This is a genomic window from Roseateles sp. P5_D6, assembly GCF_054049415.1.
The window spans coordinates 174515-194558 of the sequence record NZ_JBFUMK010000003.1 but is presented as its reverse complement, the minus strand read 5'-3'; the positions used below and the strand labels follow the sequence as shown (position 1 = coordinate 194558).

Annotated in this window: 19 protein-coding genes; 3 read left to right on the top strand and 16 right to left on the bottom strand. The window is 69.8% G+C overall.

Features of this window, described 5'->3' with window-relative positions; genetic code table 11:
* The first annotated feature begins 6 nt into the window (after window positions 1–6).
* Window positions 7–378 (top strand): hypothetical protein, encoded by a 372-nt coding sequence (locus ACXJKM_RS04995; RefSeq protein ID WP_457350679.1) that lies wholly within the window; start codon window positions 7–9, stop codon window positions 376–378.
* Between the two features lie 384 nt (window positions 379–762).
* On the opposite strand, the gene ACXJKM_RS04990 is transcribed toward ACXJKM_RS04995, so the two are convergent.
* The 16 genes from ACXJKM_RS04990 to ACXJKM_RS04915 form a co-directional block, all read right to left on the bottom strand.
* The gene (locus ACXJKM_RS04990) at window positions 763–2349 is read right to left on the bottom strand and encodes a DUF4139 domain-containing protein (RefSeq protein ID WP_457350677.1); all 1587 of its coding nucleotides are present in this window, start codon (window positions 2347–2349) and stop codon (window positions 763–765) included.
* Window positions 2350–2436: 87 nt separating this feature from the next.
* A complete protein-coding gene (locus tag ACXJKM_RS04985; RefSeq protein ID WP_457350675.1) occupies window positions 2437–3492 on the bottom strand; it encodes an adenosine deaminase in 1056 nt (351 codons plus the stop codon).
* A gap of 135 nt (window positions 3493–3627) precedes the next feature.
* Entirely contained in the window at window positions 3628–4764 is a 1137-nt protein-coding gene (locus tag ACXJKM_RS04980; protein WP_457350673.1) for a BMP family ABC transporter substrate-binding protein, read from the bottom strand.
* Window positions 4765–4799: 35 nt separating this feature from the next.
* Window positions 4800–5720, bottom strand: a complete 921-nt coding sequence (locus ACXJKM_RS04975; protein WP_457350671.1) for an ABC transporter permease — start codon at window positions 5718–5720, stop codon at window positions 4800–4802.
* A gap of 73 nt (window positions 5721–5793) precedes the next feature.
* Window positions 5794–6873, bottom strand: coding sequence for an ABC transporter permease (locus ACXJKM_RS04970; RefSeq protein ID WP_457350669.1), 1080 nt, complete (start codon window positions 6871–6873; stop codon window positions 5794–5796).
* Window positions 6860–8383 carry an ABC transporter ATP-binding protein gene (locus ACXJKM_RS04965; RefSeq protein ID WP_457350667.1) on the bottom strand — a complete coding sequence of 508 codons (1524 nt, stop codon included), beginning with the start codon at window positions 8381–8383 and terminating at the stop codon, window positions 6860–6862. The genes ACXJKM_RS04970 and ACXJKM_RS04965 overlap by 14 nt, the downstream gene beginning before the upstream one ends.
* Before the next feature lie 19 nt (window positions 8384–8402).
* Complete coding sequence (locus ACXJKM_RS04960) at window positions 8403–9257, bottom strand: outer envelope protein (RefSeq protein ID WP_457350665.1); 855 nt, start codon at window positions 9255–9257, stop codon at window positions 8403–8405.
* Window positions 9258–9395: 138 nt separating this feature from the next.
* Window positions 9396–10088 carry a GntR family transcriptional regulator gene (locus ACXJKM_RS04955; protein ID WP_056205664.1) on the bottom strand — a complete coding sequence of 231 codons (693 nt, stop codon included), beginning with the start codon at window positions 10086–10088 and terminating at the stop codon, window positions 9396–9398.
* Window positions 10085–10525 carry an oxalurate catabolism protein HpxZ gene (gene hpxZ / locus ACXJKM_RS04950; RefSeq protein ID WP_457350663.1) on the bottom strand — a complete coding sequence of 147 codons (441 nt, stop codon included), beginning with the start codon at window positions 10523–10525 and terminating at the stop codon, window positions 10085–10087. Before hpxZ ends, ACXJKM_RS04955 begins: the two co-directional genes overlap by 4 nt.
* Window positions 10522–12324, bottom strand: a complete 1803-nt coding sequence (gene atzF, locus ACXJKM_RS04945) for an allophanate hydrolase (RefSeq protein ID WP_457350661.1) — start codon at window positions 12322–12324, stop codon at window positions 10522–10524. Before atzF ends, hpxZ begins: the two co-directional genes overlap by 4 nt.
* On the bottom strand, window positions 12321–12995 hold the full coding sequence (locus ACXJKM_RS04940) for a cysteine hydrolase family protein (RefSeq protein WP_457350659.1): 675 nt from the start codon (window positions 12993–12995) through the stop codon (window positions 12321–12323). Before ACXJKM_RS04940 ends, atzF begins: the two co-directional genes overlap by 4 nt.
* Window positions 12992–14524 (bottom strand): ABC transporter ATP-binding protein, encoded by a 1533-nt coding sequence (locus ACXJKM_RS04935; RefSeq protein ID WP_457350657.1) that lies wholly within the window; start codon window positions 14522–14524, stop codon window positions 12992–12994. The genes ACXJKM_RS04940 and ACXJKM_RS04935 overlap by 4 nt, the downstream gene beginning before the upstream one ends.
* 9 nt (window positions 14525–14533) lie before the next feature.
* Window positions 14534–15226: a biuret amidohydrolase gene (gene biuH, locus ACXJKM_RS04930; RefSeq protein WP_457350655.1), complete on the bottom strand. Its 693-nt coding sequence runs from the start codon at window positions 15224–15226 to the stop codon at window positions 14534–14536.
* 17 nt (window positions 15227–15243) lie between these two features.
* Window positions 15244–16170: an ABC transporter permease gene (locus tag ACXJKM_RS04925; RefSeq protein ID WP_056205649.1), complete on the bottom strand. Its 927-nt coding sequence runs from the start codon at window positions 16168–16170 to the stop codon at window positions 15244–15246.
* Window positions 16171–16243: 73 nt separating this feature from the next.
* Window positions 16244–17368 carry an ABC transporter permease gene (locus ACXJKM_RS04920; RefSeq protein WP_457350652.1) on the bottom strand — a complete coding sequence of 375 codons (1125 nt, stop codon included), beginning with the start codon at window positions 17366–17368 and terminating at the stop codon, window positions 16244–16246.
* Between the two features lie 22 nt (window positions 17369–17390).
* A complete protein-coding gene (locus ACXJKM_RS04915) occupies window positions 17391–18509 on the bottom strand; it encodes a BMP family ABC transporter substrate-binding protein (protein ID WP_457350650.1) in 1119 nt (372 codons plus the stop codon).
* Window positions 18510–18789: 280 nt separating this feature from the next.
* Here ACXJKM_RS04915 and queC point away from each other — a divergent pair, with 280 nt between their 5' ends.
* Both queC and ACXJKM_RS04905 read left to right on the top strand, forming a co-directional pair.
* The gene (gene queC, locus ACXJKM_RS04910) at window positions 18790–19494 is read left to right on the top strand and encodes a 7-cyano-7-deazaguanine synthase QueC (RefSeq protein WP_457350648.1); all 705 of its coding nucleotides are present in this window, start codon (window positions 18790–18792) and stop codon (window positions 19492–19494) included.
* Complete coding sequence (locus tag ACXJKM_RS04905) at window positions 19491–20036, top strand: LemA family protein (RefSeq protein ID WP_457350646.1); 546 nt, start codon at window positions 19491–19493, stop codon at window positions 20034–20036. Before queC ends, ACXJKM_RS04905 begins: the two co-directional genes overlap by 4 nt.
* Window positions 20037–20044 lie beyond the last annotated feature (8 nt).

Below are 20044 nucleotides of genomic sequence, written 5' to 3'. Positions count from 1 at the left end.
AGTCCTGTGCCGAACTGGATTGCGGCGTACCTGGCCATCTACACCGCCTTTGTGCTGTGGGCTTACAGCGAAGACTTTCGAGACCATCGCGGGATCACCGTCATCGCCCTGACGGAGCTTGGCGGAAACCTGGCGTTGCTCTTGGTGGCCCTGACGCGCTGGCTTCCCTCATTGCGGACGCTGCCGCAGTCGCTATTGACGACGCTTTACGTTGCGGGTTGCGCCTTGTTCGTGTTGCATGGTGTGCGGACCGCTCGCAAACCCATGCGCGACGCCGACCTTTCCAAGCGCGGCACACTGTTCGTTGTCGCTTCTGGTTCAGTGCTTGGCATGGCGCTGATGGCCCCGCTCTTCTATTGGGGCTGGCAAGCGATGTAGGGCGGAGCAACTGCCCCTAGCAAAACGCTCGCTATCCGCGCTTGACGCGTGAGGCCCAGCCGGGAGTTCGCCCCGGCGGGCGACCTTCTTTTTGAGCGACCAAAAAGAAGGCAAAAAGTCGCCCCCGATCCGCCCGCCCCTCCGCTGCGCTGCGGGGTTCCCTGCGCTGCTCAGGCCTTGAGGGCCCGCGCAAAACTCGCGCCGCTACGCTCTGCTCAAACAGTTGCGCGGAGTCAGTTCTTGAAGTGCGCTGCGCGCACGCCCTCAAGGCCCTGCGCTGCTCGGCGGGCTCAAAGGGGGGTGATTGAACAGCCCGGTGGCGGCCTGCTTTCGGGTTTGGCTGTTGCGGCTGCAGGGGAGAGCTTTTTGTCTACCCCGAGCCGCTCAACGCAACCCCGTCACCTGCGCCTCCTTCGGCGCACTGATCACATAGTCCGCCATGAACCGCTGACTGGCTCCCGCCGCCAGCGGCTGCTCCCACATCACCAGCCCTGCCTGCTTGCGCCACGCCTGAGTCGTCGGCGCCGGGCTGAATTGAGACTGCACCTTGATGTCCTCGTGTTGCGATACCGGCGCGGCTTCGATGAGCTGCAGCGTCACCGCCGCCGTGTGGCGGTTCTCGACGACATAGGCGCGGCCATAGCGGTGCTCTGCGCGTGTGCTGATGAAGCCGGTGTTGCCGGCATTGCGCTGCTCGGGCTCAACCAGCACGCGCAGCGCGTCGTCGCGGCCGAAGGGCAGCTCCAGGCGCTCGTCGCCGCTGGCGATATTGAACAGGGTGCTGCCCACCAGCGCGCCGTCGCGCACCAGTTGCACGGCGCCGCGTGGCCAGGCGCCGGCGGGTTTGGCGGCGTCAGCGACGAGATAGGCGGCAGCCTCGCTTTGCGGCTGCACGCGTGCCAGCACCTTGGCCTGCAGCTTCTCGCTGCCGAGCGTCAGGCTGGCGCGCTGCGTGCCGCTGTCGACGGTGACGCGCAGCGGCAGCGCGAACTCGGTCGCGTAGCTGCCCTCGAACACCCCGAGGTCGAAGCGCTCCAGCTTGCCTGCCGCCTCTTCGGCGGTGGCCCGGCTGACGAGGGTGGCCCGTTGGCCGGTCACGACCACCGATTCGGCAACTGACATCGCGGGTGCCGGCACGCGGGCGGTCGCCAGGTCGAGCTGCCAGGGCCGGGGAGAGCCGGGGCCGACCTTCTGAGCCACCTGCGCCGTTGTCAGCCGCAGCTTCACGTTCTTCCAGTCCTCGCCGCTTTGCTGCGACACCTGAGCCAGGCGCTCCAGGTTCAGCGCGCCCGTGGCCGTGTCGAGCAGTGCGCGGTAGCTCGGCGCCCAGCCGGCCTGCGTCACGCGGTAGCTCAGCTTCAGCTCGGCCTCGCGCACGGTGGACAGCCGCAGGCGCAGGCTGCGCCATTGCGGGTTGGCTGCGGCCACGTGGTCGCGCTCGGCCTTGAGCGGGGCGAGCTGCTTGTCCAGGTCTTCCAATTGGCGGCGGATTGCGGCCTGGCGCAGCAGGCCCTCCAACGCAGTCTTGCGGATCGTGTCTGCCGTCGCGCCGATGCCTGTGGCCGGTGTGGCCCGCGCCTCGCCAGCGCCCAGGGCCTTGAGGTAGCCGAGGCCGGTGTCCAGTGCGCTTGACTCGGCGGTCAGCGTGTCGCGCTGGCCCTCCAGCTTGCGGACCTGCTCGTCCAGCGGGCTGTTCGCGCACTCGGGCACGCGCTCGCGCGGCAGCGTCTCCAGTTGCACCGGCCCGAGGTTGACGCTGGCGGGCGCGTCGATCTGCAGCGAGTCAGGGTCGAAGCGGGCCGACAGGCAGTTCAGCACCAGCTCGCGCGCGCCGGCCGCGACGGTGGCCAGCCGCGTGACCTGGGCGCCGCCCGGGTAGACGAGGACTTCGTCGATGTGTGATGCCGGTGCGGCTGCCAGTACGCTGCCAGCCCCCAGGGCGGTGGCCAGGCTGAAAACGGTCGATTTCATGTTGTTGCTCCCCAGGCGAAGGCGCCCACGCGGCGCGGAAGTTACCACCTGGTGAGTCGGGCCGCGGCGAACCGCAGTGGGCGGCTCCTAGACCACCGCCCGCGCGAACTCGGCGCTCAGCGCCGCCACCCAGGGGGCGCGGGCCGGCGGTGGCAGGAAGCTCGCTTCGAGGCTGTTGCGCAGCAGCTGGTAGGCCTCGCGCGCGCCCCATTGAGGCAGGGCGTCGAACAGCGCCGACAGGTTCTCGTTGAGGTAGCCGCCGAAGTAGGCCGGATCGTCGGAGTTGATGGTCACGGCCAGGCCGGCGGCCAGCAGCTGAGGCAGCGGGTGCATGGCCAGGTCGGGCACGACGCAGAGCTTGACGTTGGACAGCGGGCAGACCGTCAGCGGCATGCGCTCAAGCGCAAGGCGGTGCATCAGCGCCGGGCTCTCTATGGCCCGCACGCCGTGGTCGATGCGCTCCACGCGCAGCAGGTCCAGGGCCTCTTCGATGTAGGTCGGTGGCCCCTCCTCGCCGGCATGGGCCACGCGGTGCAGGCCCAGTTCTGCGCAGCGCACGAACACGCGCGTGAACTTGCTGGGTGGGTTGCCGCGCTCCGAGCTGTCCAGCCCGACGCCGATGAAATGCGCGCGGTAGGGCAGGGCTTGTTCCAGCGTGGCGAAGGCGTCGGCCTCGCTCAGGTGGCGCAGGAAGCACAGGATGAGCGCGGCGCTGACGCCCAGCTTTTCGCGCGCATCGGTGCAGGCGCGCGACAGGCCCTGGATGACCGTGCCCATGGGCACGCCGCGCGCGGTGTGCGTCTGCGGATCGAAGAACAGCTCGGCATGGACGACGTGGTCGCGGGCCGCCTTCTCGAAGTAGGCCCAGGCCATGTCGTAGAAGTCCTGCTCGTGCAGCAGCACGCTGGCTCCGGCGTAGTAGATGTCCAGGAAGCTCTGCAGGTCGGTGAAGGCATAGGCCGCCCGCAGCGCCTCCACGCTGGCATAGGGCAGGGCCACGCCGTTGCGCGCCGCCAGCGCGAAGATCAGCTCTGGCTCCAGCGAGCCCTCGATGTGGATGTGCAACTCGGCCTTGGGGCTGCGTGCCAGCAGGCCGGAAAGGGCTGAGCGCGGGATGCGGTCGAAGTCGATTTCAGTACTCATGGCCGTAGTGTCTTTGTGGGCCGAGCGCCGGGCCGTTCCCAAGCCGGCCCGTCTGGCGATGTGCTTGCGGCTCAATGCCGCAAGCATCGCCGTCCCCTCGGGGGACCGGCCAAGGTACTCCTTGGCCGAGGGGCTTCATTTCGCGCCAGGGACTTTGCCCTCGACACCTTTGACGAAGAACTTGATGCCGCCCAGGAAGGCATCATCAGCGACGGCATCCTTGGCCAGCACTTCCTTGCCGGTGTTGTCGACCAGCGGGCCCTTCCAGATCGAGAAGCTGCCGTCCTTGAGGCCGGCCTTGACCTGCTCGACCTTGGCCTTGGCCTCGGCCGGCACGTCGTCGGCGAGGGAGACGATGTCGATGGCGCCTTCCTTCACGCCCCACCAGGCCTTGCCGGTGGCCCACTTGCCGTCCAGCGCGTCGCGCGTGGCCTTGATGTAGTACGGTGCCCAGTTGATGACGGCCGAAGCCAGGTGGGCCTTGGGGCCGTAGGCCTTCATGTCGGAGTCCCAGCCGAAGGCGCGCTTGCCCTTTTCCTCGGCGGTCTTGAGCACCGCGGCGGAGTCGGTGTTCTGCATCAGCACGTCGGCGCCGCCGTTGATCAGCGCGGTGGCGGCCTCGGTTTCCTTCGGCGGGTCGAACCACTCGTTGACCCAGACCACCTTGGTCTTGATCTTGGGGTTCACGCTCTGCGCGCCCAGCGTGAAGCTGTTGATGTTGCGGATGACCTCGGGGATGGGGATGGAGCCGACCACGCCCAGGGTGTTGGTCTTGGTCATGGACCCGGCGATGACGCCGGCCAGGTAGGCGCCCTCGTAGGTGCGGCTGTCGTAGGTGCGCAGGTTCTCGGCCGTCTTGTAGCCGGTGGCGTGCTCGAACTTCACGTCCTTGTGCTCGGCCGCGACCTTGAGCATGGGTTCCATGTAGCCGAAGGTGGTGCCGAACACCAGCTTGTTGCCCTGGCCCACCAGGTCGTTGAAGACGCGCTCGGCGTCGGCGGCTTCGGGCACCTTCTCGACGAAGCTGGTGGCGATCCTGTCGCCGAACTCCTTCTCCAGCGCCTTGCGGGCGTTGTCGTGGGCAAACGTCCAGCCGCCGTCACCCACCGGGCCGACGTAGGCGAAGGCGATCTTCAGCGGCTCGGGTTTGGCGACGGCGGCGGACGCGGGCAGCGCGGCGGCGGGGGGCTCTTCCTTCTTGGAGCAGCCCGCGAGTGCGGCGGCGGCCAGTGCGGCAAGCGCGAAGGTCCGGCGGGTGGCAAGGGATGTCATGCGTTTCTCCTGGGTGAGCGGTTGAGACAAGGAATTCAATGGCCGGGTTTGAAAGGCTTGCCAAGCGACGCCGGCATGTTGGCCTTGATCCAGGCCGGGTTGCGCGAGATCAGCACCAGCACGGCGATGGTGGCGAGGTAGGGCAGCATGCTCAGCCAGTGGCTGGAGATGGCGATGCCTTCGCTTTGCAGGTGGAACTGCAGCATCGTCACGCCGCCGAACAGGTAGGCCCCGAGCAGCACGCGGGCCGGCCGCCAGGTGGCGAAGGTGGTCAGCGCCAGTGCGATCCAGCCCTTGCCGGCCACCATGCCCTCCACCCACAGCGGCGTGTAGATGAGGGACAGGTAGGCGCCGGCCAGGCCGCACAGCGCGCCGCCGGCGGCCACGGCGGCGAGGCGGATGCGCCGCACCGGGTAGCCCAGCGCATGGGCCGACTCAGGCGACTCGCCCACCGCGCGCAGCACCAGCCCCGCCCGCGTGCGGTACAGGAAGAAGTGCAGCGCCGCCGCCAGCGCCATGGCCAGGTAGACGACCGGGTGGTGCTCGAGCAGCGCCTTGCCCAGCACCGGCAAATCGGCCAGGCCGGGTAGGGCCCAGTGCGCCCGCTCGGCCAGCCGCTGCTGCGTGTACTCGATGCCCACGAAGGCCGAGAAGCCGGCGCCGAACAGGCTCAGCGCCAGCCCGGTGGCGTATTGGTTGGTGTTGAGCCAGATCACCAGCAGCCCGAAGAACAGCGACAGCACGACGCCCGCCGCCATGCCGGCGATGAAGCCCAGCAGATCGGAGCCGCTGTGTACCGCGGTGGCAAAGCCGGCGATGGCCGCCACCAGCATCAGCCCCTCGGTGCCCAGGTTGACGATGCCGGCCCGCTCATTGATCAGCAGGCCCAGGCCGGCGATGGCCAGCACGGTGCCGGCGCTCAGCGTGGCGGCAATGAGCAAGGCAATCTCGTTCATTGATGCACCCTTCGGCCTTCGGCCTGTCCCGCCAAGCGGGAGCGAGCTTGCTTGGGGCGGCCCGGCGCGGCGCTCATGCCGCCGCCCTCGCCTTGACCGCCGCCACCCAGCGCATGCGGTACTGCAAGCCGTGGTCGCAGGCCAGCAGCGTGAATAGCAATACGCCCTGGAAGACACTGGTCAGCGCCTTGGGCAGGCCCATGCGGCTCTGGGCCAGCTCGCCGCCGATGTAGAACATGCTCATCAGCACCGACGAAAAGACGATGCCTACCGGATGCAGCCGGCCGACGAAGGCCACGATGATGGCCGCGAACCCATAGCCCACCGGCACATAGGGCGTCAGCTGCCCCAGCGGCCCGGCCACCTCGAAGGCGCCCGCCAGCCCCGCCATGCCGCCCGACAGCAGCAGTGCCGTCCACAGCGCGCTGCGCGACGAGAAGCCGGCATAGCGCGCGGCGGCCGGGGCGATGCCGCCGACCGTCAACGCATAGCCGCGGTAGGTGCGGAACTGGAACACCGCGAAGGCCGCCACGGCCAGCAGCGCGATGACCACGCCCACGTTCATACGCAACCCGTTCACCAGGCGCGGCAGCCGCGTCGAGGCCGCGAACAGCACGGTCTGCGGGAAGTTGTAGCCGTCGGGGTCCTTCCAGGGCCCGTAGACCAGGTAGTTCAGCAGCAGCGTGGCCACATAGACCAGCATCAGGCTGACCAGGATCTCGTTGGTGTTGAAGCGGTCGCGCAGCAGCGCCACGACGCCGGCCCACAACATGCCGCCGACGACACCGCCGAGCAGCACCGGCACGACGAACCAGGCGGAGGTGTCCGGCCCGGCCTGCATGGCCACCCAGCCGGCGCCCAGAGCGCCGAGCACGAACTGGCCCTCGGCGCCGATGTTCCAGATGTTGGCGCGAAAGCACACCGCCAGGCCCAAGGCGATCAGTGCCAGCGGCACGGCCTTGACGCTCAGCTCGGACAGCGCGCGGCCGTTCTTCAGCGGCTCGACGAAGAACAGCCGCAGTGCTTGCAGCGGGTCCTTGCCCAGGGCCGTGAACAGCAGCACGCCGATGGCCACCGTGAGCGCCAGTGCCAGCAGCGGCGCGGCCACGGCCAGCAGCATGGAGGTTTGCGTGCGCGGCTCAAGCCTGAGCATGGACCGGCTCCTCCGCAGTCGCGGGCCACAGCCCCGACATCCATTCGCCGACCTGCTCGCGCGTGGCCTGGGGCGTGGGCACCGACGGCGACAGCCGGCCGTCGGCGATGACGTGCAGCCGGTCGCAGATCTCGAACAACTCGTCCAGCTCCTCGCTGAACACCAGCAGCGCGCAGCCCTGGTTGCGCAGCCGCAGCAGCTCGCCGCGGATCTGCGCGGCGGCGCCCACGTCCACGCCCCAGGTCGGCTGGGCAATGATCAGCAGCTTCGGGCTCGCGTCGATCTCGCGGCCGACGATGAACTTCTGCAGGTTGCCGCCCGACAGCGTACGGGCCGTCGCGTCGGGGCCCGAGGCCTTGACGCGGAAGTTGTCGATCAGCCTGGCCGCCAGCCGGCGCGCCTGGGCGATGCGTATCCAGCCACCCCGGCCCACCGCCTCGGTGCGCGTCAGCAGCGTGTTCATGGCCAGCGACAGCGTCGGTACCGCGCCGCGGCCCAGGCGCTCCTCGGGCACGAAGTGCAGCCCGGCGGCGCGGCGCCGGCCCGGCGTGGCGCGGGCGATGTCCTGGTCGAAGAGCTGGATGGTCCCTGCCGCCGCGCGCGGGTCCTCGCCTGACAGCGCCGCGAGCAACTCCTGCTGGCCGTTGCCCGACACGCCCGCCACGCCGACGATCTCGCCGGCGCAGACGTCGAAGGCGATGTCCTTGAGCGTGACGCCGAAAGGGTCGAGCTGCTCAAGGCCAAGTTCAGCCACGCGCAGCACGTGTGCGCCGCGCTGGCCTTCGCGGGCGGTGAGCACCGGCGCATCGGCGCCGATCATCAGCCGCGACAGGCTGGCGTTGGTTTCCTTGCGCGGGTCGACCTCGCCCACCACGCGGCCGCCGCGCAGCACCGTGCAGTGGTCGCACAGCGAGCGGATCTCGTGCAGCTTGTGGCTGATGTAGAGGATGGAGCAGCCCTCGCCGCTCAGCTTGCGCAGCGTCACGAACAGGCTTTCGACGGCCTGCGGCGTCAGCACCGAGGTGGGCTCGTCCAGGATCAGCAGCTGCGGCCGCGTCAGCAGCGCACGCACGATCTCGACGCGCTGGCGCTCGCCGACACTCAGCGTATGCACCGGGCGGGCCGGGTCCACATGCAGGCCGTACTGCGCCGACACCACCCGCGTCTGCTCGGCCACCTCGGCCAGCGAGCCCGACTTGTCCAGCCCCAGCCAGATGTTCTCGGCGGCGGTGAGTGTGTCGAACAGCGAGAAGTGCTGGTAGACCATGCTGATGCCCAGCGCGCGGGCCTGCGCCGGGCTGGCCACCTCGACCTCGCGGCCGTTCCAGGCGATCTGCCCGGCGTCCGGCTTCGTGGCGCCGTAGATGATCTTCATCAGCGTCGACTTGCCGGCACCGTTCTCGCCGAGCACGGCGTGGATCTGGCCCGGCGCGACCTTGAGGTGCACGCCATCGTTGGCGCGCACTCCTGGGTACTGTTTCGTGATGCCGATCAATTCAAGGCGAGACATGCCGGACGTCGCGGGAACTTCAGAAGTGGTATTCCGCGCGGATCATCGGCGTCTTTGCGAATGCGCCGCTGCCGGCCGGACCCTTGTACGGGTTGCCGAACTTGTTGCGCCAGTACTGGTACTCCAGCCCCACCTTGAACTTGTTCGGCGTCGCGCCGGTGGCGGCGCCCACGTCGTACATGATCTGGCCGTCGAAGTTGGTCTCGGGGCCTGTTGCGCCGCCGAACTCGTCCGTGCCCTTGCTGGCGATGTAGTTGGCAAAGCCCTCGAAGGCCAGGGGCAGCTTGCCCAGCGGGATGCTCCAGGCCGCCGTCAGCATCACATGGCTCTTGTAGTCGTAGCGCGGCGTCGCCGTGCTGCTGAACTTGTTGTACGGCGCGTTGCTTTCCTTCAGCAGCAGCAGGCTGACGTTGAGGAAGCCAGGCACGTCCATCATCAACGTGGGGCCGAGCACGAGCATCTGCTTGCGCGAGTTGTAGCCGGCATCCACCTTCACGTTGGCATCGAAGCCGGCGGTGAGACCCACGCCACGGACGGGGCCGAAGGCGATGGGGCTGCCGGTGATCTTGCCGAAGTCCAGCGTGTGGCGATAGACGATGTAGACCTCGCTGGCGCCGCTGCCGGAGTTGGGGCTGGACGGGTCCTTCTTGTCGGACAGCAGCAGGTCGACGTTGAAGAAGTTGGTGCCGTAGGCGTAGCCGCTGGCATGGTTGAGGTCGAGGATGTTCTTGTGGATGTCGTTCGTGCCGAAGGGCTCGGCAAACTTGGTGCCGTAGCGGTAGCCGATGGAGGTGTCGGCCCAGTCGGCGGCCTGGGTGGCGCCGGCGGCGAAGGCGGCGAGGGCGGTGCAAAGCAGGCGTGCGGTGGGTTTCAAGGCAAAGCTCCTAGGGGGTGGATGAAGAACGCGTGAATTGACTCTTGGCGGCCGGCATCGCCATGGCCGCTCGCACGAACCGGCATGGCGGGCTCATGCAATTCATGTGCCATCCGCATGCCCGGGAGCCGCGCGGCATCAGCTGCTCCGCCTGGCGCGGTAAAGCATGTCGAGCGTGATGTGCCGCACTTCGAGCTTGCTCTGCTGGATGTGGGCGCGCAGCAGGCGTTGGGCTTCGTCGGTGCGCCGCCGCGTGATGGTGCGCAGGATGCGGGCATGCTCGTCGTAGGTTGCATCCACGCGCGCGGGTTTGGTGAAGTCCAGCCGTCGGATGATGCGGATGCGTTCGGTGATTTCCCTGTGCACGCGGACCATCTCGCGATTGCCGCTGCCCTGCACCAGCAGCGCATGGAAGCGCTCGTCCAGCGCGCCGACCTCTGCCGCGTCGGCCAGCCGCTCGGCAGGCGGCACCATCCAGATGTCGGCCAGTTGCTGCAACTCGGGCCGTTGCTCGTGCTCGCAGAGGTGGCGTGCGGCCTCGCACTCGATGAGGGTGCGCAGGTCGTAGAGCTCGTCCATCACGTCGAAGTCCAGCGGCGCCACCTGCCAGCCCAGGCGCGGCAGCAGCTGCAGGAAGCCCTCGCGTTCCAGCCGCTGCAGGGCGGCGCGCAGCGGCGTGCGGCTGACGACGACGCGCTGCGCCAACTCGGTCTCGGAGACGCGGTCTCCGGGCATCAGCGCAAAGTCAAAGATCATCTGCTTGAGCCGCACGTAGGCCTGGTCGGCCAGGCTCGGGGCTTCGGCGGGCGGGGTGGGGGCGGGCTGGGTCACGGCAAGGTCGCGGGAGTCTCGGGCTCCACGATGGTTGGCGTGCCGCAGGCGAAGGGAATCATGCTGACGTGGGCGGCCACGATGCGCCAGCCCACGGGCAGCCGCACCCAGGTCTGCGTCTGGAAGCCGCGCAGCGGCGTGTCGCTGCGCACGAACTCGACCTGCGCCACCGCCATGTCGGGCCCGAAGGCGTGCAGGCGCAGGTGCTCCAGCCGCCGCGTGAAGGCCGGCGCGGGCGTGGCGGCGCGGTAGGCCTCCAGCTCGGCGATGCCCCATTGCCGGTCGGCGATGCCGTAGCGCGTGACGCGCGCGTCCTGCCAGAAGAAGGCGTTGAGCGCGGCCACGTCATTGCCCATCAGCGCCTGCTCGTAGGCGTCGAATACGGCGCCGAGCTCGGCCAGCACGGCGGGGTCGTCGAAGCGAGCGGCGTCCATCATGACGAAGCCAGGAAGGCGCGCCAGCCGCCGTGGTGGCTGATGTCGGGTGCGCCCAGCAGCGCGGCGCCTTCGCAGATGAAGCCCTTGACCCAGCGGCCATCGGCCAGCTCCAGATTGCCCAGGCCCAGCGGCGGCGGGATCAGCGCCAGCAGCGAGCCGACGCTGGCCACCGGCAGTTCGTAGACCTCCACCTCGATGGCGTGGCCGGCCTCGCCTTCAGGCACACGGGCCAGGCCGGGCTTGGGCGGTACGGTGCCTGGCAGTGCGTGCAGGCGGTAGCGCGGCGCCGTTTGCGTGCGGGCCTGCAGCCGCGCGCCGCGCTCCTGCAGCTGGCCATGCAGCGGCAGGCCCTGCAGATGGGCGCCGACGACGGCCAGAAGCAGCGTGAGCTCGGCGCGGGGCCGGGCTTGCACGCGGCGGTCAGCGGGGTTGGCGTCGCGCAGCCTGGCGCCCAGCAAGGCGGGCCCGGCGGCCTCCCAGCGCAGCCCGAAATCGACCAACGCCGCGTCGGCGCCGCCGGGGGCGATCAACGTGATGCCAAAGGGCAGCGGGGATTTGTCATCGGGCAACTGGCAAGGCAGGGCCAGCGCCGACCAGCCCAGCAGGTTGACGAAGTTGGTGTAGCGGCCCAGCTCGCTGTTGCGCAGCACCGGCTCGGCGGCCACGGCGGCGCGCGTGGGGCAGGTGGTTGCGGTGGGCACGAGCAGCGCATCGACCTGCTGCCACAGGCTTTGCAACTCGGCGCGCAGGCTTTCAAGCTTGTAGCGGCCACGGAAGGCCGCCACCGCGTCGTGGTTGCCCCCCTGCGTGATGACGTGGGCCACGGTGGGGTCGAAGGCCTCGGGTTCGGCGGCGATCAGGTTGTCGACAACGCTCAGCCGCTCGGCCACCCAGGGGCCTTCGTACAGCAGCTTGGCGACTTCGAAAAGCGGCTCGAAGTCCAGCACCACCAGCTCGGCGCCCAGCGCGCGGGCACGGGCCTGCGCGGCCTCGAAGGCGGCCGGCCAGCCCAGGGCGGCGTCGCAGCCAGGCTCCAGCGGCACACCCAGGCGCAGCGCCGCGCGGGCGCCACCCAGCCAGGGCGGGCGCGGCGCGGCGACGTGGAAGCGCGCCTCGTCGCCTTCGGCGCCCTCGAACAACGAGAAGGCCAGCGCCGCGTCGGCCACGGTCAGCGCGAACACGCTCACCACGTCCAGCGTGCGGCAGGCCGGCAGCACGCCGCGCATGGGCACGCTGCCCGGCGTGGGCTTGAGGCCGACGAGGTGGTTGAAGCCGGCCGGCACGCGGCCCGAGCCGGCGGTGTCGGTGCCCAGGGCCAGCGGTACCAGGCCCCGCGCCACCACCGAGGCCGAGCCCGAGCTGGAGCCACCGCTCACGTATTCCGGCGCGAAGCTGTTGGGCACTTCGCCGTAGGGCGAACGGGTACCGACGAGGCCGGTGGCGAACTGGTCGAGGTTGGTCTTGCCGACGACGACGGCGCCGGCTGCCTGCAGGCGCTGCACGCAGGTGGCCGAGTGCTCGGGCTGGTGGGCGAAGGCCGGGCAGGCGGCCGTGGTGGGCATGCCGGCCACGTCGATGTTGTCCTTCACGGCCAGCGGCACGCCCCACAGCGGCGTGGCCGGGCCGCGCGGTGGCAGCGCGGCGAGCTGGGCGACGAGCTGCTCGGGCGTGCAGACGTGGATCCACGCAGGGTCGGTGGGTTGCAGCCGGGCCAGCAGCTCGGTCAGCAGGATGAAGGGGCTTGCGCCAGCGGCGTAGGCGGCCTGCCAGTCGGCGACGGTGTGCAGGGTTTCGGTCATGTGATCGCTTCGATGACTGCGCTCGACGGCGCTGCCCAGCCGACGATGGCGCCCTGGGCCGTCAGCATGGCCAGCGCGGCGGCCTTGAATTCGGGGAAGTAGCTGGCTGAGCAGTCTTCGATCAGCAGGCACTCGTAGCCGCGATCGTTGGCTTCGCGCATCGACGTCTGCACGCAGACCTCGGTCGTGACGCCCATGAAGAGCAGGTGGGTGATGCCGCGCTCCTTCAGCAGTGCGTCCACCGGCGTGGCGTAGAACATGCCCTTGCCGGGTTTGTCCACCACCAGCTCGCCCGGCAGCGGTGCCAGCTCCGGCACGATCTCGGCGCCGGGCTCGCCGGCAATCAGGAGGCGGCCCATTGCGCCTACGTCACCGATGCGCAGCGTCGGGCTGCCGCGCAGGCGTTTGGCCGGCGGGCAGTCGCTCAAGTCGGGCCGGTGTGCCTCGCGGGTATGCAGCACCACGCCGCCGATGGCGCGCCACGCATCGAGCATGCGGCGCACGGCGGGCACGATGGCCTGGAGCAGCGTCACGTCGTTGCCGAGGCTGGCGCCGAAGCCGCCGGCCTCGATGAAGTCGCGCTGCATGTCGATGACGACCAGCGCCGTGTGCGCCGGGTTGAAGGTGTAGGGAAAGGGATGCGCGGGTGCCAGCGTGAGCAGCGTGTTCATGCGTGTCCCTTTCCACCCATGAATTCGCCGAGCGACTGGCGCGTGGCCTCGGCGGCCGGCACGTCGTGCACGATGCGGCCTTCGCTCATGACGACGATGCGGTCGGCCAGCGCCAGCAGCTCGTCCAGGTCTTCGCTGACCAGCAGCACGGCGGCACCCCGGTTGCGCGCGGCCGTCAGGCGGCCGTGGATCTCGGCGACGGCGGCGAAGTCCAGCCCGAAGACGGGGTTGCTGACCAGCAGCAGCTCGGACTCGCCGGCCAGCTCGCGGGCCAGCACGGCGCGCTGCACGTTGCCGCCCGACAGCGTGCGGATGGCGGCGCGCTCGCCCTGGGTCTTGACGCCGTACTCGGCGATCCATTCGCGCGCACGCTGGCGCAGCGCGCCCCAGCGCACCAGGCCGCCGCGCGACCAAGGTGCCTCGTCGAAGCTGCGCAGCGCCATGTTCTGCGCCACGCTCAAGGGGCCGACGCAGGCATTGGCCAGCGGCTCCTCGGGCAGGCTGCGCACCTTGCGGGCGCGGTTCTCGGCGCGGCGGGCCAGGAAGGGCTGGTCGTCCACCATCACCCGGCCGGCGAGGCGGGCGCGCTGGCCCACCAGGGCCTGCATCAGCTCGCGCTGGCCGTTGCCGCTGACGCCGGCGATGCCGACGATTTCGCCGCGCCGCACGTCCAGGTTCAGGGCACGCACGGCGGGCTCGCCGCGGTCGCCCATCACGTCCAAAGCCTCGATGGCGAGCTTGACCTCACCGGGCGGGCGCGTTTCGCGCACCCACGTCGGGCGCATGACCGCGCTGCGGCCCTCGCCCACCATCGCAGTGGCCAGGCTGTCGGGCGTGCAGTCGGCCACCGCGCCGGTGGCCGCCAGCGCCCCCTTGCGCAGCACGCTCACGTCGTCGGCATAGGCCATCACCTCGCGGAACTTGTGCGTGATCATCAGCACCGAGCAGGCCATGGCGTGCGCCTGCTCGCGCAGCRSGCCCAGCACCTCGTCGGCYTCCTGCGGCGTCAGCACCGAGGTGGGCTCGTCAAGGATGAGCAGGCGCGGCTTGAGGAAGAGCTGCTTGAGGATTTCGAGCTTCTGCCTCTCGCCGGCCGACAGCTCGCCGGGCCAGGCGTCCAGCGGCAGGCGAAAAGGCGCCGTGTCCATGAAGGCCTGCAGCTCGGCGCGGGCAGCCTTCCAGTCCACGACCATGGGCAGGTGGCCGCGCGCCAGCAGCAGGTTCTCGGCGACGCTCATGCCGGGCACGACGGTGAAGTGCTGGTAGACCATGCCCAGGCCGAGGTCGCGGGCCACGACCGGCGAGGCGATCTCGCGCTCGCGGCCGTCCACCAGCACGGCGCCGTCGTCGGGGCGGTGGTAGCCGACGATGGCCTTCACCAGCGTGCTTTTGCCCGCGCCGTTCTCACCCAACAGCGCATGCACGGTGCCGGGCCGCACGGTGAGGGAGACGTCATCCAGCGCCGTGAAGCTGCCGAAGCGCTTGGTGAGGCGGTAGGTATCGAGCTGCAGGGCGTGCGGGTGGGACATGGCCGCGGCTCAGAGTTGCGCCAGCAGGTCGAGCACGGCGGCCGACTCGGCCACGGCGCCGAACACGCCGCCCTGCATCTGGATCATGTTGAGCGCGGCGGCGTGGTTGCCAGGGTCGGTGGCGCCGGTGCAGTCCGACAGCATCAGGCACTCGAAGCCGCGGTCGTTGGCCTCGCGCATGGTCGTGTGCACGCACACGTCGGTGGTGATGCCGGTGAGGATGAGGTTGCGGATGCCGCGCGTGTGCAGGATCAGCTCCAGGTCGGTCGCGCAGAAGCTGCCCTTGCCGGGCTTGTCGATGACGGGCTCGCCCGCGGCGGGGTAGAGCTCGGGAATGATGTCCCAGCCCGGTTCGCCGCGTACGAGGATGCGGCCGCAGGGGCCGGCGTCGCCGATGCCGCGGCCCGCGGTGCCAATCTGCCGCGAGCGCCACAGCTTGTTGGCCGGCAGGTCGGACAGATCGGGGCGGTGGCCCTCGCGGGTGTGGATGACGTGCATGCCTTTGCGGCGCACGGCGGCCAGCAGCACCTTCAGCGGGGCGATGGGTGCGCGCGTCAGCGACAGGTCGTAGCCCATCTTGTCGACGTAGCCACCGATGCCGCAGAAGTCGGTCTGCATGTCGATGATGACCAGCGCCGTGTTGTTCGGGCTGATGTTGCCGTCGAAGGGCCAGGCATAGGGTTTTGAACGCAGGGTCGGCATGGTCGGGTTCCTTCGGTTCAACGGGACACACCGAGTTCGGCGGGCGCACCTTTGAGAGACTGGCTCGGCGTGCAGGTGGCCACGAGGATGAGCAGGGTCAGCGCGTAGGGCATGGCGTTGAACAGGTAGTAGCCGCCGCTCACGCCCACGCTCTGCAGCGCCGGGCCGATGGCGCCCGCGCCGCCGAACAGCAGCGCCGCGCCCAGGCAGCGCCACGGGCGCCAGCGCGCGAAGATGACCAGGGCCACGGCGATCAGGCCCTGGCCGCTGGACAGGCCTTCGTTCCAGCTGCCGGGGTAGTACAGCGACAGTGACGCCCCGCCCAGGCCGGCAATGGCGCCGCCCACCGTGGTGGCGGCGATGCGCACCCCGTTGACCGAGTAGCCCAGCGCCCGTGCGGCGTCGCTGCTGTCGCCGGCCATGCGCACGACCAGCCCCCAGCGCGTGTTCTTGAAGCCCCAGGCCAGCAGCGCGGCCAGCGCCACGCCGATGGGGAAGAGGGCGTTGACCGACAGCGCGGTCTGCACGGCGGACGAGTCGCTCCAGGCGCCCAGCGGCAGCGACGGGATCTGCGGCGCCTGCGGCTGGATCAGCGGCTTGCCCAGGTAGAAGGCCAGGCCCGCGCCCAGCAGCATCAGCGCAATGCCGGTGGCGATGTCTGACACGCGCGGCAGCGAGCACAGCAGGCCGTGCAGCAGGGCCAGCAGCGCGCCGCAGCCGCTGGCAGCCAACACGCCCAGCCACGGCGAGCCGCTGAGGTAGGCGCCGCCGAAGCCGGCCATGGCGCTGAAGACGAGCACGCCTTCGAGGCCGAGGTTGATGCGGCCGCTCTTCTCGGTCAGGCACTCGCCGAGGCTGACGAAGAGGAAGGGCGTGCCCACCCGTAGCGCGCCGCCGATGACGGCGAGCAGCAGGTCGGGGATGACGTTCAGCGTGAGGCTCATTGGTGCACCCTTCGGCCTGCGGCCTGTCCCGCCAAGCGGGAGCGAGCTTGCTTGGGGCGGCCCTGCGCGGCGCTCATGCAACCCCCTGAGGTTCAGCCACCGCAGTGACGGGCGCTGGCCGCCTGGCGAGGGCGCGCGGCGCAAACAGTCGCCCGCGCAGCGCCTCGGCCGCGAGGATGAAGACGAAGGCGAAGCCCTGCAGCACCAGCACCGAGGCGTCGGGCAAATCGAGCCGGCGCTGCAGCAGGCTGCCGGCCGCCGCGAAGCCGCCGAACAGCACCGCCACCGGCGGGATGGCCCAGGGGTTGTGGCGGGCCACGAAGCTGACCAGGATGCCCGTGTAGCCCAGGCCCGCGATCACCGAGGCATTGGCCGCCGTGTGCACGGCCGCCACCTCGATGGCGCCGGCCAGGCCCGCCGCCGCGCCGCCGAGGGCGCAGGCCAGCAGGATGAGGCGGTCGGTGGGCAGGCCGACGAGACGGGCAGCCCGGGCGTTGCCGCCCACCACGCGCATCGCGAAGCCCGAGGCGCTGAAGCTCAGCCAGGCGCCGCAGGCCAGGCACAGCACGACGCCGATGACCAGGCCCCAGTGCACGTCGCCCAGCCAGGACTCCATGGCCGCGTCGCCCATGATGGGGCCGATGCGCAGGCCTTCAGCCAGCGGATGGGTGGACGGCTTGTTCAGGCTCGCCGGGTCGCGCATCGGCCCTTCGACGAAGTGCTTGAACAGCGCGATGGCGATGTAGCTCAGCAGCAGGCTGGAGATGGTCTCGTTGACGCCGCGCCACTGGCGCAGCCAGCCGGAGAGCATCACCCAGCCGCCGCCCAGCAGCGCACCGGCCGCCAGCACCATGGTGCTGCCGATCACGTTGCCGGGTGGGCCGAAGAGATAGGGCAGACCGGCACAGCCCAGCGCACCAAGCACCAGCGCGCCCTCGCCGCCGATCATCGTCAAGCCGGCCTGCGCGGGCAGCGCCACGGCCAGCGCGGTGAGCATCAGCGGCGCGGCGCGCAGCAGCGTGTTCTGCCAGGAGAAGGCGTCGCCGAAGGCGCCGAGGAAGAGCAGCTTCCAGGCCTCCACCGGCGACGTGCCGCCCAGCCACACGAAGACGCCAAACAGCAGCAGCGCAGCCGTCAATGCGAAGACGGGCAGCAGCAGGGCTTCGGCGAAACCCTGCGCTCTTGAGTTGGCGACCATGGTGGCGGCTCCTGGAGCGGGGTCACACCTTGCCGATGACGCCTTCGACCAGGTAGTTCATGCCTTCAAGCTCCATGTCGGTCTGCTTGAACACCTTGCCCTTGGGAATGACCACCTTGCCGGCGTTGTCCTTGAGCTCGCCCTTGAAGATGTCGAAGCTGCCCTTGAGCATCTCGGCGCGCACGGCCTCGGCCTGCTTGCGCCCGCCCTCGGGCACCGAGCTGCCGTAGGGGCTGCTCTTGACGAAGCCGTCCTTGAGCCCGCCGCGCACGAAGTTCGGATGCGGCTTGCCGGTCTGCGCGGCGTCGATGATCTGCTTGTAGGCGGTGATCCAGTTCCACTCCGCGCCCGTCAGGTAGGCCTGCGGTGCCAGCTTGGCCTGGCTGGCGTGGTAGCCGCAGACGAACTTGCCGCGCTTGGCTGCTGTCTCGACGATGACCTTCGGGCCGTCCACGTGCATGGTGAATACGTCCACGCCCTGGTCGGCCAGGCTGTTGGTGGCCTCGGCCTCCTTGACTGGCATGCTCCAGTCGCCAGTGAAGATCACCGTCGTCGTGATGTCCGGGTGCACGCTGCGCGCGCCCATCGTGAAGGCGTTGATGTTGCGCAGCACCTGCGGGATGGGCTTGGCCGCGATGAAGCCGAGCTTCTTGCTCTTGGTCACGTGCGCCGCGACCACGCCGTTGAGGTACTGGGCCTCGTCGATGTAGCCGAAGAAGCTGCCGGCGTTCTTGGGGTGCTTGGCCGCGTCCCACAGCCCGCCGCAGTGCGCGAAGCGCACGTTGGGGTATTTGGGCGCCAGCGCCAGGATGTGCGGGGCGAAGTAGCCGAACGAGGTCGGGAACAGCAGGCCCGCGCCGTCCTGGGCGATCATGCCCTGCATGGTCTTCTGCACCGCGTTGGTTTCGGGGACGTTCTCCTCCTCCACCACCTTGATGCCCGGCATCTTCTTCACCAGCGCCGCCGCCTCGGCATGCGCCTGGTTGTAGCCGTAGTCGTCCCGCGGGCCGACGTAGATGAAGCCCACGGTCAGCGGCTTCTGGGCGTGCGCCAGGCCGCTCCAGCCGGCGGTCATCACGCCGGCTCCCGCAGCACCCAGGCTGCCCAACAAGTGCCGGCGGTTCCATTGCGATCGCGTCATCCTGGCTCTCCTCAAGTTGCTTGACCCACGAAGTGCGCCGGTTGAGTTCCGGCTTGTGTTCAATGCGGTATACAAGCATGTGGCGTGCCAGTTCGACCGCCTGGGCGAGGCGGGTTGGACGCGCACGCGGGCGGTGCAAAGGCGCGCCGCGCAGGGCGATTCGGGGGCGCGCAAGCACGGCCGAGGTGCCTGTCGGCCGGCTCTTGAAGGTGCCGAACCGGCGCGCCGGCACCCGGCCTGGCGCCGAGCATGGGCGGGGTGGCCGGGTAGCATCCCGGCCATGACCGACAACCGCAAAGCCCTGGTGCTGTTTTCCGGCGGCCAGGACTCCACCACCTGCCTGGCCTGGGCCCTGGACCGCTTCGCCGAAGTCGAGACGCTGGCCTTCGACTACGGCCAGCGCCACCGCATCGAGCTGGACTGCCGCAACACCGTGCGCGCCGAGATCGCACGCCAGTTCCCGCACTGGGCTGTGAAGCTCGGCGCCGACCATCTGCTGGACCTGTCCCTGCTCGGCCAGATCAGCGACACGGCGCTGACGAGCGAACGCGCCATCGAGCTGCAGGCCAACGGCCTGCCCAACACCTTCGTCCCCGGCCGCAACCTGCTCTTCCTGACCTTTGCCGCGACGCTGGCCTACCGCCGCGGCGCGTCGGTGCTGGTCGGCGGCATGTGCGAGACCGACTTCTCCGGCTACCCGGACTGCCGCGACAACACGATGAAGGCCATGCAGGTGGCGCTCAGCCTGGGCCTGGACACGCCGATGACGCTGGACACGCCGCTGATGTTCATCGACAAGGCGGCCACCTGGCGCCTGGCCGAATCACTCGGCGGCGGGGCGCTGGTGAAGCTCATCGTCGAGGACACCCATACCTGCTACCTCGGCGAGCGCGGCGAGCTGCATGACTGGGGCCATGGCTGCGGCCACTGCCCGGCCTGCGCGCTGCGGGCAAAGGGCTTCGCGCAGTACAAGGCCAGCGCATGACCGCCTGGAGCTGGGCCGGCGTCGCCGGGGCGGCGCTGCTGTTCTTCTGGGGCATTGGTGCCTACAACCGGCTGATGTCGCTGCGCAATGTCATCGGCGAGGCCTTTGTGCAGCTCGATGCCCACTTGAAGGATCGCGGCGAGGTCTGCGACAAGCTGCTCGCGGCCGTGGCGCCGCGGCTGTCCAGCGAGCAGGCGACGTTCGATGCACTGGCAAGCGCCCAGGCGGAATCACAGGCCGCGGCCCAGGCCTCACGCAGCAAGCCCTGGGCGCCCGACCCGGTCGGCAGCCTGGCCGTGGCCAGCGCGCTGCACGCCGCGGCGCTGACCCGGCTGCTGTCCCTGCTGGACCATCAGCCCGAGCTGCGCAGCGAAACCGAGATCGACGGCCTCGTCAGCGAGCTGAAGCTGATCGAGCGCCAGCGCGCATTTGCGCGGCAGGTGTTCAACCAGGCGGTGAGCCAGTACAACGAGGCCCTGCACCAGTTCCCGACGCGGGTGCTGGCGAATCTCTACGGGTTCAGCGAAGCGCGCTCGCTGTAGGCGGTCGG

Coding starts and splice junctions, on each gene's coding strand:
- ACXJKM_RS04920 (WP_457350652.1), bottom strand. CDS start 17,368: ATGGTCGCCAACTCAAGAGCGCAGGGTTTCGCCGAAGCCCTGCTGCTG.
- biuH (WP_457350655.1), bottom strand. CDS start 15,226: ATGCCGACCCTGCGTTCAAAACCCTATGCCTGGCCCTTCGACGGCAAC.
- hpxZ (WP_457350663.1), bottom strand. CDS start 10,525: ATGATGGACGCCGCTCGCTTCGACGACCCCGCCGTGCTGGCCGAGCTC.
- ACXJKM_RS04980 (WP_457350673.1), bottom strand. CDS start 4,764: ATGACATCCCTTGCCACCCGCCGGACCTTCGCGCTTGCCGCACTGGCC.
- queC (WP_457350648.1), top strand. CDS start 18,790: ATGACCGACAACCGCAAAGCCCTGGTGCTGTTTTCCGGCGGCCAGGAC.
- ACXJKM_RS04985 (WP_457350675.1), bottom strand. CDS start 3,492: ATGAGTACTGAAATCGACTTCGACCGCATCCCGCGCTCAGCCCTTTCC.
- atzF (WP_457350661.1), bottom strand. CDS start 12,324: ATGACCGAAACCCTGCACACCGTCGCCGACTGGCAGGCCGCCTACGCC.
- ACXJKM_RS04925 (WP_056205649.1), bottom strand. CDS start 16,170: ATGAGCCTCACGCTGAACGTCATCCCCGACCTGCTGCTCGCCGTCATC.
- ACXJKM_RS04990 (WP_457350677.1), bottom strand. CDS start 2,349: ATGAAATCGACCGTTTTCAGCCTGGCCACCGCCCTGGGGGCTGGCAGC.
- ACXJKM_RS04970 (WP_457350669.1), bottom strand. CDS start 6,873: ATGCTCAGGCTTGAGCCGCGCACGCAAACCTCCATGCTGCTGGCCGTG.
- ACXJKM_RS04965 (WP_457350667.1), bottom strand. CDS start 8,383: ATGTCTCGCCTTGAATTGATCGGCATCACGAAACAGTACCCAGGAGTG.
- ACXJKM_RS04940 (WP_457350659.1), bottom strand. CDS start 12,995: ATGAACACGCTGCTCACGCTGGCACCCGCGCATCCCTTTCCCTACACC.
- ACXJKM_RS04975 (WP_457350671.1), bottom strand. CDS start 5,720: ATGAACGAGATTGCCTTGCTCATTGCCGCCACGCTGAGCGCCGGCACC.
- ACXJKM_RS04905 (WP_457350646.1), top strand. CDS start 19,491: ATGACCGCCTGGAGCTGGGCCGGCGTCGCCGGGGCGGCGCTGCTGTTC.
- ACXJKM_RS04915 (WP_457350650.1), bottom strand. CDS start 18,509: ATGACGCGATCGCAATGGAACCGCCGGCACTTGTTGGGCAGCCTGGGT.